This window comes from Acerihabitans sp. TG2 (assembly GCF_035013185.1).
Classification (GTDB): domain Bacteria; phylum Pseudomonadota; class Gammaproteobacteria; order Enterobacterales; family Enterobacteriaceae; genus Acerihabitans.
Map to the genome: position 1 here is coordinate 51,520 of NZ_JAYGJO010000002.1, position 18,131 is coordinate 69,650.

Sequence of the window (18,131 nt, forward strand, 5' to 3'; positions counted from 1 at the left end):
GAATGCCCCAATGAGTTACTCTTATTTTATCACTCGATCGAGTACGAGAAATGAGGAGTCTTCAATGGCAAAGTATCGCAACCTGTTAGTCGCAATAGATCCAGATCAGGACGATCAACCCGCGTTACGGCGGGCAGTCTATCTTGTGCATAAATTAGGGGGCGCGATTAAGGCCTTCCTGCCGATTTATGATTTTTCTTATGAAATGACCACGCTGTTATCACCCGATGAACGAACCTCGATGCGTAAAGGGGTGATCGATCAGCGTACCGCCTGGATTGAAGAGCAGTGCCAACATTATATTAGCACCGGTGTCCCAATCGATATTAAGGTGATATGGCACAATCGGCCTTTTGAGGCCATTATCCAGGAAGTCCTGACCTATAAACACGATCTGGTGTTAAAAATGGCCCATCAGCATGACCGTTTCGAATCGGTCATCTTCACCCCCACCGACTGGCATCTATTACGCAAATGTCCCTGCCCGGTTTGGATGGTAAAAGATCAGCCTTGGCCCGAAGGCGGCAAAGCACTGGTCGCGGTCAACCTCTCTGGTGAAGAACCTTATCACGATCCGCTCAATATTAAATTGGTAACCGAAACATTGGAGCTGGCAAAACAAGTCAACCAGACTGAGGTTCATTTAATTGGCGCCTATCCGGTCACACCAATCAATATCGCTATTGAGTTACCGGACTTCGATCCTAGCGTTTATAACGATGCCATTCGCGGCCAGCACTTAATCGCGATGAAGAGTTTGCGGCAAAAATTCCAGTTAGACGAAAAATTTACCCATGTGGAAAAGGGCTTGCCAGAGGATGTCATTCCAGATTTGGCCGAATATTTGGATGCGGGGGTGGTGGTGTTGGGCAGTATGGGGCGCACCGGTTTTTCCGCAGCCTTTATCGGCAATACGACTGAACTGGTGATCGATCATCTCAAATGCGATTTGTTGGCTATCAAGCCAGATGATTATGTTTCGCCAGTCACGCTCGAATCGGGTGACCAGTACGAATAATTATCAAAAAAATCCCGGCATTGCCGGGATTTTTATCTTAAATGTAAACTTACAAGGCGCGTAATATCGCCTCGACGCTGGCTTTAGCATCGCCAAACAGCATCTGAGTATTATCTTTAAAGAACAGCGGGTTTTGCACACCTGCATAACCGGTATTCATCGATCGCTTAAACACAATGACGTTTTGCGCTTTCCAAACCTCAAGCACCGGCATCCCTGCAATTGGGCTACGTGGGTCTTCCTGCGCTGCCGGATTAACCGTATCGTTGGCACCGATAACCAAAACGGTATCGGTGTCAGTGAAATCGTCGTTAATCTCATCCATTTCCAGCACCACATCATAGGGTACCTTGGCTTCAGCCAACAGTACGTTCATGTGCCCTGGTAAACGCCCCGCCACCGGGTGAATACCAAAACGCACTTTAATGCCACGTGCCAGCAATTTTGCCGTGATGTCATGCACCGGATATTGTGCCTGCGCAACGGCCATGCCATACCCCGGGGTGATAATGACCGAGGTCGAATTCTTCAGCAAATCGGCAACGTCTTCCGCCGTTGTTTCACGATATTCCCCCATTTCGGTGTCTTCACCGCCACCGGAACCGTCGGTACCAAATCCGCCGGCAATGACACTGAGAAACGACCGGTTCATCGCCTTACACATAATAAATGACAGGATTGCCCCTGACGATCCTACCAACGCACCGGTTACAATCAGCAGATCGTTACTGAGCATAAACCCGGCCGCCGCCGCTGCCCATCCTGAATAGGAGTTAAGCATCGAGACCACAACCGGCATGTCGGCACCGCCAATGGAGGCCACCAGATGCAAACCAAATACCAGGGCGATAATGGTCATCAAGAGCAGCGCAATGGATTGCAATGCTACGCTTTCAGTTTTAACAAACAACACCAGCAATAAAAACGAGACCACCAGTGCCGCCAGATTCATATGATGGCGATAGGGCAACATCAACGGTTTGGACGATATTTTTCCGCGTAGTTTGCCAAAGGCCACAATGGATCCAGTGAAGGTTACCGCACCGATAAAGATGCCGATAAAGACTTCGGTCAGATGGATATTTTCCAGTACTGCATTAACAATGTCGCCGTGATCAAGATAGCTGTTAAAACCTACCAACACCGCCGCAAGACCCACAAAACTGTGCAATATGGCCACCAGTTCCGGCATTTCGGTCATTTCAACCTTACGCGCTAAATAAACGCCTATACTGCCGCCGATCACCATAGCCACAATGATCCAGCCAATATTGCCGGCATGGGGCCCGCAAATCGTCGCAATAAGCGCGATGGCCATGCCGATAACACCATACAGGTTGCCTTGCCTGGAACTTTCGTGTTTGGACAATCCCGCTAGGCTGAAAATAAACAAAATAGCGGCAACGATATACGCCGCTGTGACTAATCCTTCAGACATGGGTTTTCCCCTTAATTTTTACGGAACATTTTCAGCATGCGCTGGGTAACGGTGAAACCACCGAAAATATTGATACTTGCAATCAGCACAGCAATAAAGGAAAGGAATGAAACCCATCCGCCATGACCGATCTGCAACAAGGCACCCACCACAATAATTCCCGAGATGGCGTTGGTAACTGACATCAACGGGGTATGCAGAGCATGACTGACGTTCCACACGACGTAATAACCGACAAAACAAGCCAAAGCAAACACGGTAAAATGAGACAGAAAATCGCGAGGAGCGACATTCGCCAACCAGCCAAACAGGATGATGGCCAGCGCGATCAAGCCATATTTCAACGTGGGTGACGTGGGTTTATCAACCGGTTTGGGCAACGGGGCCACCTTGGCCTGTTGATGTTGGGCTGAAACCTGGATAGGCGGTGCTGGCCAGGTGAGTTCGCCGTTTTTTACCACGGTGACACCGCGAATCACGGTATCGTCAAAGTCCACCAGGATTTCGCCATTCTTTTCTTTGCAAAGCAGTTTTAGCAAATTAACCAGGTTGGTGCCGTAGAGTTGGGACGATTGGGTGGGTAAACGGCTGGGTAAATCGGTGTAGCCGATGATTCGCACACCGTTTTCCGTGGTGGTAATGGTATCGGCCACTGTCAGTTCACAGTTGCCGCCAGTTTGCGCCGCCAGATCGACGATCACACTGCCCGGTTTCATGGTGGCTACCATTTCTTTAGTGATAAGCGTTGGTGCCGGCCGGCCGGGGATCAGCGCCGTGGTAACGATAATGTCCACATCCTGAGCCTGGGCAGCAAATAGCGCCATCTCTGCTTTTATAAAAGCGTCGGACATGACCTTCGCATAACCATCGCCGCTCCCTGCTTCCTCTTCAAAATCCAGTTCGAGGAATTCAGCCCCCATGCTCTGGACCTGTTCTTTTACTTCTGGGCGGGTATCAAAGGCACGTACGATGGCGCCCATGCTGCCGGCAGCGCCAATGGCAGCCAATCCAGCGACACCCGCACCGATGATCATCACCTTGGCTGGCGGCACCTTGCCCGCCGCAGTAATTTGCCCGGTAAAGAAACGACCGAATTCATGAGCCGCTTCAACTATCGCCCGATAACCCGCAATATTCGCCATTGAGCTAAGCGCATCCAGAGACTGCGCCCGCGAAATGCGGGGTACGGAGTCCATCGCCATCACAGTAATATTATTAGCGGACAGCTTTTCCAATAGTGCCGGGTTCTGCGCCGGCCAGATAAAGCTAACTACCGTGCTGCCAGGTTTAATCAAGGCAATTTCATCATCCGCCGGTGCATTCACCTTCAAAATGATATCGGATTGCCATACATCGGCGGTATCCGTAATGGACGCGCCGGCGTCCAGAAAAGCCGAATCGTCAAAGCTTGCCAATTTTCCTGCACCGCTTTCAATCGCCACAGTAAAACCAAGTTTAAGCAACTGCTCGACCGTTTTTGGGGTTGCGGCAACGCGGGCCTCATTGGCCAAGCGTTCTTTTGGTACACCAATACGCATAGCATTCCCTTTTTAATCAGTTCTTTTGAAAAACAATCGTCATCCTGACCCAAGTGTCAAATGTGTCATACGGCAGACCCAAGGATCACCCAACATGAGTCACACAATAACCTACTTAAAATAAAATCGCCGGTCTATATTTTGTGCCGCCAAAATGCATTTTCGGCCAAAACGTCACATCATTCGACACGACGCCATCAATTCTTATTCACAGTGACATAAATTGCTGAGACACTCACCATTATTACATGCCATAATCGACGGCTAATCTGTTATACATCAACAGTTCAGCATGTTTAGCGTGAAAGCGTAATTCGAAAGGATTTTTTATGAAGCTGAAGAACACACTATTGGTAACGGCATTACTGACGATGACGGCTTTATCTGTGCAGGCAGCTGTTGAGCTGACGCCAGAAAAAGCAGCCAGTCTGCAGCCTTTTGACCGGATATCCATTACCGGTAGATTCAATGCAATAAACGACGCGGCCGATGCCATTTCTCAACGGGCAGACGCCTTAGGGGCTTATGCCTTCTATATTCAGGGCATCAACGACGCAAACAACAGTGGCAACTGGCGGGTAACTGCAGATATCTACCATAAGGACGCCCCCGCTGCATCACAAGAGGTCAAGTACCGGTTCTTCAATGGCATCAAAGAATTACCCAGCAAAGAAGCCAACGCGCTGGAACCTTTTGATACGGTCACCGTTAAAGGGTTCTTCCATAGCCAACCTGATATCAACGATGCCATTTCCAAGGCAGCACAGGCCAAAGGGGCTGCGTCCTTCTCAATCGTGCGCCAAGTGGATGCCAACGAGGGCGGAAACCAATATATCACGGCGTTTGTTTATAAAGCCGACGCAGCAAAACGTGTAGTACAGAGCCCCGACGCCATTCCTGCTGATTCCGAAGCAGGTAGAGCCGCGCTGGCCGCAGGTGGTGCCGCCGCCGCCAAGGTTGAGATCCCCGGGGTCGCTTCTTCTGCTTCGCCAAGTCGTGATGTAGGTCGGTTCTTCGAAACACAATCATCCACCGGCAAGCGTTACACCGTAACCTTACCCGACGGTACACAAGTGCAAGAAGTGAATAAAATCACTGCAGCGCAAATGGTGCCTTTTGATTCGGTGACCTTTACCGGCCATTATAATAGCTCCACAGATATATCTCAGGAAGTTGCCCGCTTAGGTGCCAAAAAAGGGGCAAAATATTACCATATTACCCGTCAATGGGAACAGAACCAAAGCGGTGGCAATCTGACGATCAGCGCGGATCTTTATAAATAGCGACTAAAAAAAACCGAGTAGTCCAGCAAAAAAGACAACACAATGGGCGAGGAAACTTGTCCTTTAGTCGTCCAGTAAAAAAGAGGTCACAACGGGCGAGGAGACTTGCCCTTTTTTTGTCGTTTGAAAAGGCAAACTGACGTTTTGGCCCTTTACGCCATCATCCGTGGAGTAAATCGGCAGAAAAAACCGTTAGTTTTGCGATTGTGACGCTTGCGATACGCTTAAGCATTCACCCCGTTGGCTTAAACACAGATGGGCGCCAAATTCCTGCTCGATGGCATTAAGCTGTTTGGCATCCAACGCATAAGGAAGCTGAATATCAAACTGCTTTATCCCCTGCTGATGTGCCAGGGCAATCAAACGAATGATATTGGTTTCATCATTAACCTGGGTGGATAAGACTTGTAACGCCAATGCTTTGAGCTGTTCTTGGTGCGTTTGGCTACCGGCGGCCGGTGTTTTGATCACAATACCAAAAAACGGCATTACGCCATAAATAGCATCAAGAAAACTCCAGCGTTTTTTGCAGCTTGCCGATAAATAATGCGTGTAATCAAAGCAAAGCCGATCTTCTTGACCGGCAGCCGCAAGCAGATGTTTGGTCATGCTGCTTGTCCCCCTGTTGACCCGTTGCAGATTATCCATCCTAAAGATGGGGGTAAAACCCTATCAATAGTAACTATAGCATATCAATATACATAATTGACTAATGGTATATAGCGCAATAAAACACCAAAATGACGGCAAACGAAACAACCCGATGAGCTTACAAAAAAAGGGGTTCGGGTGAAAGAGTGCGGCCAACACACCTGCAACGTGAAAGATGATACTTATCCGATAGCGTAACCCTCTACTAGGCGGTATGCTCGTTGCCGATAAATCTCATTACTTTACACAGATACTATGCTCAATGAATAAGATTGTTTTTGTTGAAGATGATATTGAAGTCGGAAATTTGATTGCGGCCTGGTTGGGTAAACATGATTTCGAGGTGATTATCGAAACCCGGGGGGATTTAGCCCAGGAGGTTATTACCCGCGAGAAACCTGATTTGGTGCTGTTGGATATTTTGTTGCCAGGCAAAGATGGTATGACTATTTGCCGCGATCTGCGTCCAGTTTATGAGGGCCCGATTGTCCTGCTTACGTCCTTGGACAGCGATATGAATCATATCTTGGCACTGGAGATGGGCGCAAACGACTATATCCTGAAAACGACGCCACCGGCGGTACTGTTAGCCCGCGTGCGTTTGCATTTGCGCCAGAACCCAACTGTGGCACGTGATACACCACTCGGGGTGGCGTCCAATGCAGGAGTACTTCACTTTGGGCAGTTGTGTATCGATCTGAATAATCGTGAAGTGATCTTGGGTACGGAAACGATTTTATTATCCACTGCCGATTTTGAGCTGTTATGGGAGCTGTCAACCCATGCTGGGCACATTATGGATCGGGAAGCTTTACTGAAAAACCTGCGTGGCGTTAGCTATGATGGGCTGGACCGTAGCATAGATGTGGCCATTTCACGCTTACGTAAAAAACTGCATGATAACGCACTAGAACCGTTTCGAATAAAAACCGTGCGTAATAAAGGTTATCTCTTTGCACCCAATGCTTGGGAGAAGACGAGTTCATGAGAAAGCTGTTCATTCAATTTTATCTGCTGCTATTTGTGTGTTTCCTGGTGATGACTCTGTTGGTCGGTCTGGTTTACAAGGTGACCGCTGAGCGAGCCGGCAGAAAATCGATGGATGATTTGATGAAAAGCTCGTTGTACTTAATGCGTAATGAATTGAGAACCATTCCCCCACGGGATTGGAATAAAACCATCAATAAGTTGGATCTTAATCTCTCGTTCAGACTGCAAATTGAATCACTGAAAAAATACAATCTTAACCCCCACGACAGCAGCCGTCTGCGCCAGGGTGAGATCGTCGCGCTGGATAATGAATATACGTTTATCCAGCGCATACCCCGCAGTAATTATGTCCTGGCAGTGGGCCCAATCCCTTATTTATTTTTTATACACGAAATGAGGCTGCTGGATTTGGCATTGCTGGTTTTTATCGGGTTGTCCCTGGCGTTTCCGGTGTTTATTTGGATGCGCCCACACTGGCAGGACATGTTAAGACTGGAAACCGCAGCCCAGCGCCTTGGTGCCGGTTTCCTGAAAGAACGCATCCATTTTGATAATTCATCAAGTCTGTTCCGCCTTGGTGTGGCCTTTAATCAGATGGCCGATAACGTCAATACCCTGATCGCCAGTAAAAAACAGCTGATTGATAATATTGCCCATGAGCTGCGTACGCCTTTGGTCCGGTTGCGTTATCGTCTGGCGATGAGCGAGGGTTTATCCGATGAGGAGCAAGAGCGGCTAAATCATGATGTGAGTCAACTAGAAGGCCTTATTGACGAACTGCTTACCTTTGCCCGGTTGGATCGGCCACAGGTGACACTGAATTTGGCCCCGATGGACCTGCCCCACTGGTTGCGAGAAAAACTGGACGACATTCGATTGGTACACGCCGACCGGATTATTGAACAGAAGATACCTGATGCCGGTGATTTCGGCCAAATCGACTCCCGTCTCATGGAGCGGGTTTTAGATAACCTGGTTAATAACGCGTTGAGATACAGCCAGCATAAAATTAGCGTAAGTCTGGGATTGGACAACCACTACGGTTTCATTCAGGTCGATGATGACGGTCCTGGAATTCCGAAAAACGAGCGTCAACGGGTGTTTGAACCCTTTGTTCGTCTTGACCCCAGCCGGGACCGCAGCACCGGCGGCTGCGGTCTGGGGCTGGCGATAGTGAGCTCCATTGCCCAGGCCCATGAAGGCCAGGTGATCGCTGAGACCAGTTCCTTGGGCGGAGCACGTTTGCTGTACCGTTGGCCACTCAACAGCGGCTCACGCGATCCGCTGGATATTAAAAGCCCTTTTTGACCTTAATAGCAGTATACTTACCAGTCTGCACTAATGCCGATGTTGTCGATAATCTGAACCAGTGTATGTTGTAACTAAAGTAACTGATATCATCTAGTACATTCGGTTACACGCCGAAACCAAACACTCACGGACAGTGAACGATTAAATCCCTATTGTATGTCTACCGGCCCCGTACTGGGGTTGAAAATAGAAACCGCAATTCTGAGGATTTGACAATGAATAAAGTACTCGCACTGGTTATTGCTGCCACCATGGGATTGTCCAGCGCTGCTTTTGCTGCTGATACCACCTCTACTGCACCAGCTGCTGCTCCAGCAACTACTGCAACCACCACGACTACCACCAAAACTCCGGCTAAGGCTGTTCATCACAAGAAACACGTGAAAAAAGCCCATAAAGCCGCTCCTGCGCAAACTGCCCAGGCCGCTAAAAAACACGTGAAAAAAGCCCATAAGAAAGCCGCTCCTGCCGCTCAAACTGCACAAGCTGCTAAAAAACACGTAAAACACGTGAAAAAAGCCCATAAAGCCGCTCCTGCCGCAGCGACTGCAACTCCGGCAGCATAATACGCGCCAAACCTGAACGGGTTAATGCTACCTTGACAGGGCCCGCACGTAATATGTGACTGTCAGAGCTGATGAAATTGTAATTCTAGCGCATTATTATTGACTATCCGACACCCGGTTTTCCGGGTGTCGGTTTCTTAAGGTTACGTCTATGCTGCGCCGCTATTTATATGAAATCATCTTGGGTAGTCTGATTCTTTGCGCCGTGGTTTGCGCCTTTTTTTTTATTTAGCCCCGTCTTATTGGTTACCGTAGTCGCATCAGATGTTTTACCTAAGCGCTTAGCGTACTGAAACACAATAAATTTTATCCTCACATCACGCATTATAAACTATATTAAGTAAGCTACTGTTTTTCATGTATGATCTCTGTTCTTATTCATAAGGCAAGCTGGTTTATGCGAACTGTCCCGCTTTTGCTGCTGTGTCTGGTATCCCTGGGCATCAACAACACGGCTTCGGCTACCTTAAGTAAAGAGCAGAAGACCCTATTTTTTGGCCATGATCGCCGTCAGGCGATAACCTCGCCCAATGAATGGCCATGGCAAGCCATCGGTCAGGTAGAAACCGCCAGCGGTAATTTATGCACTGCCACCCTCATTGCCCCCCATCTGGCGTTAACCGCCGGCCATTGTGTTTTGGCACCGGGCGGCACGATTGATAAAGCAATCATGTTGCGGTTTGTCGCTGAAAACCAAGTTTGGCGTTACCAGACCAGCGCGATAGAAACGCTAGTGGATAAGACGTTAGGACAACAGCTTAAGCCGTCGGGTGATGGATGGATTGTTCCGCCACAAGCCGCCGCCAACGACTTTGCTTTGATCTATTTGACAACTGTCTTTAAACACATAAAACCGCTCCCCTTATGGCAAGGTGATCACCAAGAGTTGACACTGCAATTGAAGCAGGCCAGACATGAGGTCACCCAGGCAGGTTATCCCGAAGACCATTTAGATACGCTTTATCGTCACCAAAATTGTCTGGTGACCGGGTGGGCGCAATCTGAAGTGCTTTCTCATCGCTGCGATACACTGCCCGGTGATAGCGGATCTCCGCTTATGCTCTATACCCGCACCGGTTGGCGTTTAATTGCCATTCAAAGCTCAGCCCCCTTACCCAAGGATCGCTATCGGGCCGATAACCGTGCGTTGGCGGTCACCGCTATACAAAATGCATTGTTGATGCTTGCCGGCAAAGCAAAACATCATGCCGGGACCACGACTGGCACACCGGCAAAGTAATGTTGCCCATGGGCTATCAGGGTTGAATTTGATCCATCGCCTGCAGGATACGTTTTTCCGAGATGGGAAAGGGTGTACCCAGTTGCTGAGCAAAATAGCTTACCCGTAGCTCCTCAATCATCCAGCGGATCGCGCTGACATCGTCATCATCACGCCGTAACGGCGGCAGTTTATCCAACCACTGGCGCCAAGCCTGCCGCGCCTGTTCTACCTTCAACATCTGAGCGCGATCGCGGTGGACATCGTTAGCCAACTTTTCTAACCGGCGTTCAATAGCCCGCAGATAGCGCAATGTATCGGGCAGACGTTTCCAGCCATTGCCGCTCACGAATCCACGATAGACCAGGCCGCTCATTTGTTGCTTGATATCCGACAATGCCAGTGCCAAGCCGATATCCACACTGCCTTTAAGTCGTTTGTTGATGGTAAAAACCGCCGTCAAAATTTGCTCCACCTGGACGGCAATATCGACCACAGTGACATTAAGATTGGCGCGGACATGCTCTTGCAGCGCAGCATATTGCGCCTCTTGCCAGACTAAACCGCCCTGTTGTTCCATAAGCTTATCGACACCACAGGCGATGCAGTCATCAATCAAATCCAGTACTTTGCCAAATGGATTAAAATACAGGCCCAACTTGGCTTTATTGGGTAACTTCTCATGCAGATATTTGATCGGTGAAGGAATATTAAGCAATAACAGGCGGCGGATGCCGAGCCACATAGCCCGTTGTTGGTCATGTTCGGTTTCAAACAAACGGATCGCCACGCTTTGTTTCTCATCGACTAACGCCGGATAGGCTTTTAGCGAGTAACCACCTTTTTTCTGTTCATAGCGTTCAGGTAGGTTACCAAAGCTCCAGATATGCAGATCCTGCTGTTCCAAGCCATCATCCGCCACTGCGGATAACGTTTGCTGAATGCTGTCTTTCAACTGTCGTTTTAAACCATCAAGGTCCTTGCTTTCACCCAGTGTCCGGCGTTTATCGTCGATCACCCGAAACGTCATTTTAAGATGATCGGGAACCTGCTCCCACTGCCAGGCCTCTCGGTCAATGGTAACACCACTCATGCGGCGCAACTCACGTTCCATCACATCCAGCAGCGCACCGTCGGCGGGATTGGCTCGGCCAAGAAATGCTTGGGCATAATCTGGTGCCGGTACAAAGTTACGGCGTAACGGTTTTGGTAGGGCTTTGATCAGCGCAATAATCAGTTCCCGCCGTACCCCGGGTATCTGCCAATCAAAACCGGCGGTATTGACCTGGTTTAACACCGGTAGCGGAATGTGTACCGTCACCCCGTCAGCATCGGCACCGGGCTCAAATTGATAACTGAGCCGTAGTTTAATATTGTCCTGTTGCCAAACATTGGGGTAATCCAGTGCGCTGATGCTATCGGCGCCCTCTTTAATCAGCATATTTTTTTCAAAATTCAGCTGTTCCGGATCCTGCTTGGACGCCTGCCGCCACCAGGTATCGAAATGCTGCGCCGACACCACCTCCTGGCCGATGCGCTGGTCGTAAAACGCAAACAGCGTTTCGTCATCCACCAAAATATCGCGGCGCCGCGATTTGTGTTCCAGTTCCTCCACTTCGACTAATAAACGGCGATTGGCATGGAAAAAGGGGTGACGCGTTAGCCAATCGCCCTCAACCAACGCATGGCGAATAAACAACTCTCGGCACAGTTGCGGATCGATTTGGCCATAGTTTACTTTGCGGGCATTGACGATCGGCAGGCCGAGCAAAGTGACTTTTTCCAGCGCAATCACCGAGCCGGCGGCTTTTTCCCAGTGTGGCTCACTGTAGCTATGTTTAACCAAATGCTGCGCCAGCGGTTCAATCCATTCCGGATCGATACGCGCGGCAATACGTCCCCATAGCCGTGTCGTCTCCACCAGTTCGGCCACCATGGCCCATTTTGGCGGTTTTTTAAACAGCCCAGAGCCGGGATAGATTGAGAACTTTGCGTTGCGTGCGCCGGTATATTCCTGTTTTTCGACATCTTTTTGCCCAAGATGGGACAATAACCCAGACAGCAAGGCACAATGCAGGCTTTGATACTCCGCCGGTAAGGTATTTACCGGCAGCCCCAGCGTTTTAACCGTTTGGCGCAACTGGGTATACACATCCTGCCACTCCCGCACCCGCAGATAACTGAGAAAATCAGTACGACACTGGCGGCGAAACTGGCTTGAGGATAAGATTTTTTGCTGTTCCTGGAGATAGTCCCACAAGTTTACAAAAGCGACAAAATCAGATTCTTTATCGGCAAAACGGCGATGTTTTTCATCTGAGGCCTGTTTCTTATCCAACGGTCGTTCCCGCGGATCCTGAATAGACAGCGCGGCAGCAATCACCATCACTTCACGTACGCAGCCGTTATTACGGGCCTCCAGCACCATTCTGGCCAGGCGCGGATCCAGCGGCAATTGCGCCAATTGCCGGCCTAACGGGCTGAGCCGGTAGCCATGGGTGGAATCATCCGCTAAGGCACCCAACTCCTCAAGCAGCCTGACCCCATCCTGGATATGACGCTTATCCGGCGCTTCTACAAACGGAAACGCGGCAATATCACCAAGTCCCAGCGCCGTCATCTGCAGAATGACCGACGCCAGGTGAGTTCGCAGAATTTCTGGGTCGGTAAATTCCGGCCGGGAGAGAAAGTCCTCCTCGGAATAAAGCCGGATGCAGATACCATCCGATACACGACCGCAGCGCCCCTTACGCTGATTGGCCGAGGCTTGAGAAATCGGCTCAATGGGCAAGCGCTGCACTTTGGTGCGAAAGCTGTAGCGGCTGATGCGGGCGGTGCCGGGGTCAATAACATATTTGATGCCCGGTACGGTCAACGAGGTTTCGGCGACATTGGTCGCCAGGACAATACGCCGGCCGCTATGGGATTGAAATACGCGGTTTTGCTCACTGTTGGACAGCCGGGCGTAGAGTGGCAGCACCTCGGTATGCGGCAGATCAAGTTTGTTCAGCCCATCCGCGGTATCGCGGATTTCACGCTCGCCGCTCATGAAGATCAGAATGTCCCCTGGCCCCTCGTGGCTAAGTTCCTCTACGGCATCGAAGATGGCCTGGGATTGATCGCGTTCATTTTCATCCTCGATCTCCACCATGGGCCGATAACGCACCTCCACCGGATAAGCGCGCCCGGAGACTTCAATGATCGGGGCCTGGTTAAAGTGGCGCGAAAAGCGCTGGGGGTCGATGGTCGCGGAGGTGATTATCACCTTTAAATCCGGGCGTTTGGGTAATAATTGTCGCAGATAACCGAGAATAAAGTCGATGTTAAGGCTGCGTTCATGGGCCTCATCGATGATCAGCGTATCATATTGCAACAGCTGCCGATCCTGCTGGATTTCCGCCAGCAGGATACCGTCGGTCATCAGCTTCACCAGCGTATTTTCGCTGATGTGGTCGTTAAAACGGACCTTGTAACCTACCGCTGCGCCCAGCGGGGTCGACAATTCCTGCGCGATGCGATCGGCCACACTGCGGGCTGCCAGGCGTCGGGGTTGGGTGTGGCCAATCAGGCCGGTAATGCCGCGGCCCAGCTCCAGACAAATTTTGGGTATTTGAGTGGTTTTGCCCGAACCGGTTTCGCCGGCGACAATCACCACCTGGTGGTCGCGGATCGCCGCAAAAATGTCACCCCGCTTCTGGCTGATGGGCAAATTTTCCGGGTAGGTTATCGCCGGGCAAGCTGCGCGCCGATTTGCCGCGCGCTGGGCTGAAGCCTGAATATCAGCGGCAATATGATCCACAACGGCAGATTGCGCATCAAGCTGCGCGACTTTCTGCGCCCCCTGCAACCGACGCCGTAAAACTGTTTTATCGCGCAGCATCACCGACTCGAGCGAAGCGGACAGTGCCGCCAAAGAAGACTTCACAATAACTTTCCTTTCATCCGGCCGTACATGGCGTACCGTGCCGACCCCGAAGCGTGTTAACCGTTAATGACAGTTTATCATATCCCAAGCGTCAACTTGACCCGCTTTGCGATCGTTCAATATTTTCGAACAAACAGCTCGAATTATTACGCTATCCCTGTCTGGGGTTAATCCCTTAGAGTGATGGCTATCGACTGAGGGTCAATGACCTAGAATGATTAAGGAAAAAAACAATGAGTAAGGTATTAATTCTCAAATCAAGCATCCTGTCCACGTTTTCCCAGTCCAACCAACTGGCCGATTTTTTTATCGATGAGTGGCGTAAAAACCATGTTGCCGATCAGATTACCGTTCGTGATCTGGCTGAACAAACGGTACCGGTGCTGGATGGTGAGTTGGTTGGCGCACTGCGTCCCGCCGATGCAACCCTGACGCCGCGTCAGCAGGAAGCGTTAGATCTTTCCGATGCGCTGATAAGTGAGTTGCAGGATAGCGATATCATTGTTATGGCGGTGCCCATGTACAATTTCAATATCCCTACCCAGTTAAAAAATTACTTTGACCTGATTGCCCGCGCCGGCGTGACATTCCGCTATAGCGAACAAGGTCCGGAAGGTTTGGTCACCGGTAAGCGTGTGGTGGTGTTAACCACCCGCGGCGGCATCCATAAAGATACCCCAAGTGATTTGGTCGCCGCCTATATGCGCCTGTTCCTGGGTTTCCTGGGCATGACCGATGTGCAGTTTGTGTTTGCCGAAGGTGTTGCTTACGGACCGGAAGTGGCAAGCAAGGCGCAGGTCGATGCCAAAACGGCCATCAGCCAGTTTGTAGTCGCATAAGACGGGCCCAAGCGCATCCGCTGATGCGCTGTTTTATTGCCCCGCTGGGCAGCGTTGAGTGGCCTGGCAAATCGTGGGCTGCAGTAGCGCGGCGCTTTGCGGATCGGCCTTGATGGTGATCTCATGTTCGATTTTAACATTCATATTGATCGTGATGGGCTCTTTGGGCATCGCCAATTCAATACGCGGTACACAAGCGCCAACCGTAGATGCAGCCAATACTATCGTAAGCCTGACTATCAGACACAATTGCGGTAGGTTGCCTGGTTTCATGGTTTTCCCCTTGTCGGCTGAGCGGGCGTAGTACTTGGCATAGTGCTGGGCATAGTGCTGGGCATAGTGCTGGGCATAGTGCTGGGTACCGAGTTGGGTAGCGTGCCTAACATCGCGCCTCGTTTTTCCAACTTCTGCTCCACATTGGCCCCAAATCGCAGGCTGCGCCATAATTGAAAAATATTTTGCTGCTGTCGATAATTAAATCTGACTTCGCGCTGCGCATTAATCTGTGGATTGGTGCCGATAATATGCGCGAGCATATCCATTTCCCCCGAACGGTCAACATCCAATTCTGCCCGAAACCGGGTTATCTCCATATATCTTAGCCAATTAATCGCCGCGCCAGTAGCCAGATTACGGTTAGCCAGGGCATTGGCAAATTGCTCATCCAGGCGCAGCGTCATCAGGTTATCGCTGACAATCCAGCCGTGGCGAATATAACCGCGCGGGTCGTTGAACTGCAATGGCAGTTCGCCGCTTACCCGGCCGGAAATGGCAAATTGTTTGGGTTTTAGCGCAGTGATCAATCGGCTCATTTCAATGGAGTCCACTTTAAGCAGCGCCGGGACCCGTTGCGGCAGACGCAGTGGGGTCAGATGTACCCTACCGCCGAGCGTGTCCAAATCCACTGAGGTCAGAGTGAGAGGATGACTCTCGTCGTAAGGGTAATAGCCCTGCAACCCCATTGCCACCTGCGAGAGCACCACCGGCGTGTCCACGCGTTCAATACGTAAGGCGATGGGCCGTTTAACGCCTAACGTCCAGCGTTGATCACGTAAACGATAGGAGAGGTCCAGCCCAACACCGCGCAACCGATTTTCGCCCATCCAGATATCTCCCCCGCGGATGGCCGCATGACCTCCGGCCAAAAATCCCTGTCCCGCGGCGGCGGAAAAGGCGCTTTGTGCATAAAACTCGCCGTCACGCAGAGTAATATTCAACGAGGGTTCGAGCAACGATTGAAATACCTGTAGCGGCTGTCGTGGCCACCACGCCTCACCGCGCAGTCGGGTACCGTCCCAGCGGCCGTTCAGCCGCACCGGACCGATGACCGGGCCTGGAGATTGCCCGCCGGCCTGCAGCTCGCCATGCCAGATAAAATGTTGTGGGTCGGTACCCTTTAGTCGCAGCGTAAGCGAGGGTTGTGGCACATAACCTCCGTGGGTGATATCAATCCGGCGGGCATCAAGACGTAATGCGCCGCTGAGCACTGGTTGTGCCGCGCCGCGCTGCCAGCGAAGTGGCGCCAACAGCGAAAGATGCAGTGTCGTCGCCTTGACCAAACCATAGTTTATCTGGTTGAAACGGCTGGATAACTCGCTAAGCTCAATGGTTTGCTGCAGCCAAGACCCCCGACCGTTAATATCCCAACGGGCGCTGAACGGAGCAAAATAACCGCCGCCCCAGTAACGCCAGTGCCATTGTCCGCGATCGAGCAAGAAGTTGACCGCCTGTCCGTCCATATGCAGGCCAAAACGGCCGTAATGTGTCGCATCCGCCTGCAAAATCGCCTGTAAACGCCCGTTAATACCTTGGGATGAGAGTTGTACCCCGGCCAGGGGGAAACGCGCACTATTGATATTCAGCGCCGATGAAACCGGGCCCACCACCCTTAATAACGCGCCGGGCAGCAGCGCCAGCGTGGGATCAGTCAGTTGGCCGCGCAATTGACCAGGAATCGACGCATATAGTGATAAATCATTGGCATTGGCCTGGCCGGTAAATTGAAAATCCAGTGCGTTATCGGTCAGTCTCAGCAGACCGGGCCCTACGGTAAGCACCGCATTGGCTTTGCCATGTAGACCTTGTGTCAACATATTCATGCGCGCGGAGGAGATGTTGAGCTGGCCCAAAGCAGCCTGCCGATACCCCAAGGTGGCGTCGATCTGCCCCGATAAGGGCTGGGTGGCATAGGGCCAGCGCCAATGACCGTCGATAATGCTCAGGTTGTCCTGATCAATGACCCAAGGCAGTTGCGCCAGGGTAATCGCATTGCGAGGGTCGGTGACACGAAGCACCCCTTGGGATTGCCGCCAGTCGAGGTTTAGTGTGAGCGGCGCACCGCTTGGCAACGTCACGTCAGCCGCTAACGCACCCTGTGCCGGCAGGGCTGCCACAGGTGAAGACAGCAAAACGCCGCCGCGTAGCGTGATGTGCCAACCGGAAAAATTCTGCGTTTTGGCGGTCAGGGTTGGCGGGGTTAGCGTAAGCTGTTCCAGTGTCAGCTGCCGTTCGTGCAGTTGCGCAGCCAGCGTCAGACGGTCGTTGTGAAACTGAATGCGGGAGACATCAGTACGCAGGCTCAGATCCAGACTGCCGCTGTAGTCTGGCCAAGCAGTGAGCATCAACTGTTCAATGTGCACATCTATCGATGGCAGTGTGTTTTCCAAGGTTGACCAGGATAATGGCTTATCCTTCCCGCCGGCGGCGAGGGTTGACATGCACGCACTGTCCACCCGCACCTGCCCGGCGCCAAGTTGCCAAACACCAGCCTGTCGCCACGCGCTGACGGACTGTACATTGACCCAGTCGCATTGCCCCTGTTGTAGGGCTAAACCCGGCAATCTAAGCGCGCCCTGATGCCAAACGGGTCGGCCATCAAGCACCAGGCTGACGCCGGTGGGCAACCATCGCGCGGCGAGCGGCGGCACCCACTGGGGGGAAAAATACCAGGCTATGGTACATAACAGCAGCACGATCAGCGGCACTATCACCAGCACTATCACCAGCACTATCACCAGCGATCTTGCCAACAAGCCGCGTGGAACCGCCGCTGCTTGGCGCAAAAAAGCAGCGATTCGCTGGAATGCAGCCCCCAAAGTGCCGGTTAGGTTGGTCATGACATTCCTTTATTGTCCCAATGCCTGCAAGATACCATACTTAAAACCTGATATTATTTTGTGCTGGCGTAGCCAAGATGGCGTTAATCCGTGCAGTCATGGCACTTGGTGATTGATGAGCTTCGTCCTGTGGCTCATCCTTCGGCCAGCGCCAGCGTTGTTCGAGTCTGCTCCAGACAGATTTGTCGCTGCGTTGCTGACTTCGGGCAACGTGTATTATTTAGGGTATAATGAGGA

Annotated in this window: 13 protein-coding genes; 7 read left to right on the forward strand and 6 right to left on the reverse strand. The window is 51.3% G+C overall.

All coding sequences use genetic code 11. The annotated features are described in order from the left end of the window. Window positions 1-64: 64 nt before the first annotated feature. The gene (gene uspE, locus SJI19_RS02115; protein ID WP_323476618.1) at window positions 65-1,018 is read left to right on the forward strand and encodes a universal stress protein UspE; all 954 of its coding nucleotides are present in this window, start codon (window positions 65-67) and stop codon (window positions 1,016-1,018) included. Window positions 1,019-1,067: 49 nt separating this feature from the next. Here uspE and pntB read toward each other — a convergent pair whose 3' ends face one another. Together pntB and pntA are read right to left on the reverse strand one after the other, a co-directional pair. Further along, window positions 1,068-2,456 (reverse strand): Re/Si-specific NAD(P)(+) transhydrogenase subunit beta, encoded by a 1,389-nt coding sequence (gene pntB / locus SJI19_RS02120; protein ID WP_323476619.1) that lies wholly within the window; start codon window positions 2,454-2,456, stop codon window positions 1,068-1,070. A gap of 11 nt (window positions 2,457-2,467) precedes the next feature. Continuing rightward, complete coding sequence (gene pntA / locus SJI19_RS02125) at window positions 2,468-3,994, reverse strand: Re/Si-specific NAD(P)(+) transhydrogenase subunit alpha (protein WP_323476620.1); 1,527 nt, start codon at window positions 3,992-3,994, stop codon at window positions 2,468-2,470. Window positions 3,995-4,323: 329 nt separating this feature from the next. Here pntA and ydgH point away from each other — a divergent pair, with 329 nt between their 5' ends. Further along, the gene (ydgH, locus tag SJI19_RS02130; protein WP_323476621.1) at window positions 4,324-5,277 is read left to right on the forward strand and encodes a DUF1471 family protein YdgH; all 954 of its coding nucleotides are present in this window, start codon (window positions 4,324-4,326) and stop codon (window positions 5,275-5,277) included. A gap of 192 nt (window positions 5,278-5,469) precedes the next feature. On the opposite strand, the gene SJI19_RS02135 is transcribed toward ydgH, so the two are convergent. After that, on the reverse strand, window positions 5,470-5,886 hold the full coding sequence (locus tag SJI19_RS02135; protein WP_323476622.1) for a hypothetical protein: 417 nt from the start codon (window positions 5,884-5,886) through the stop codon (window positions 5,470-5,472). Window positions 5,887-6,190: 304 nt separating this feature from the next. Between SJI19_RS02135 and rstA the strand changes: the two genes are divergently transcribed. The 4 genes from rstA (at window position 6,191) to SJI19_RS02155 (ending at window position 10,035) form a co-directional block, all read left to right on the forward strand. Further along, entirely contained in the window at window positions 6,191-6,916 is a 726-nt protein-coding gene (gene rstA, locus SJI19_RS02140) for a two-component system response regulator RstA (protein ID WP_323476623.1), read from the forward strand. Next, complete coding sequence (rstB, locus tag SJI19_RS02145; protein ID WP_323476624.1) at window positions 6,913-8,226, forward strand: two-component system sensor histidine kinase RstB; 1,314 nt, start codon at window positions 6,913-6,915, stop codon at window positions 8,224-8,226. Before rstA ends, rstB begins: the two co-directional genes overlap by 4 nt. Before the next feature lie 218 nt (window positions 8,227-8,444). Beyond that, the gene (asr, locus tag SJI19_RS02150; RefSeq protein ID WP_323476625.1) at window positions 8,445-8,795 is read left to right on the forward strand and encodes an acid resistance repetitive basic protein Asr; all 351 of its coding nucleotides are present in this window, start codon (window positions 8,445-8,447) and stop codon (window positions 8,793-8,795) included. A 397-nt stretch (window positions 8,796-9,192) separates the two neighbouring features. Beyond that, window positions 9,193-10,035: a serine protease gene (locus tag SJI19_RS02155; protein WP_323476626.1), complete on the forward strand. Its 843-nt coding sequence runs from the start codon at window positions 9,193-9,195 to the stop codon at window positions 10,033-10,035. A 16-nt stretch (window positions 10,036-10,051) separates the two neighbouring features. Here the strand turns inward: SJI19_RS02155 and hrpA are convergent, their stop codons facing one another. Further along, window positions 10,052-13,861, reverse strand: a complete 3,810-nt coding sequence (hrpA, locus tag SJI19_RS02160) for an ATP-dependent RNA helicase HrpA (protein ID WP_416347490.1) — start codon at window positions 13,859-13,861, stop codon at window positions 10,052-10,054. Window positions 13,862-14,172: 311 nt separating this feature from the next. On the opposite strand from hrpA, the gene SJI19_RS02165 reads away from it, so the two are divergent. Continuing rightward, window positions 14,173-14,778 (forward strand): FMN-dependent NADH-azoreductase, encoded by a 606-nt coding sequence (locus SJI19_RS02165; RefSeq protein ID WP_323476628.1) that lies wholly within the window; start codon window positions 14,173-14,175, stop codon window positions 14,776-14,778. Window positions 14,779-14,811: 33 nt separating this feature from the next. Here the strand turns inward: SJI19_RS02165 and SJI19_RS02170 are convergent, their stop codons facing one another. Beyond that, window positions 14,812-15,051: a YnbE family lipoprotein gene (locus tag SJI19_RS02170; RefSeq protein WP_323476629.1), complete on the reverse strand. Its 240-nt coding sequence runs from the start codon at window positions 15,049-15,051 to the stop codon at window positions 14,812-14,814. Next, a complete protein-coding gene (locus SJI19_RS02175; protein WP_323476630.1) occupies window positions 15,048-17,894 on the reverse strand; it encodes a YdbH family protein in 2,847 nt (948 codons plus the stop codon). Before SJI19_RS02175 ends, SJI19_RS02170 begins: the two co-directional genes overlap by 4 nt. Between the last annotated feature and the right edge of the window lie 237 nt (window positions 17,895-18,131).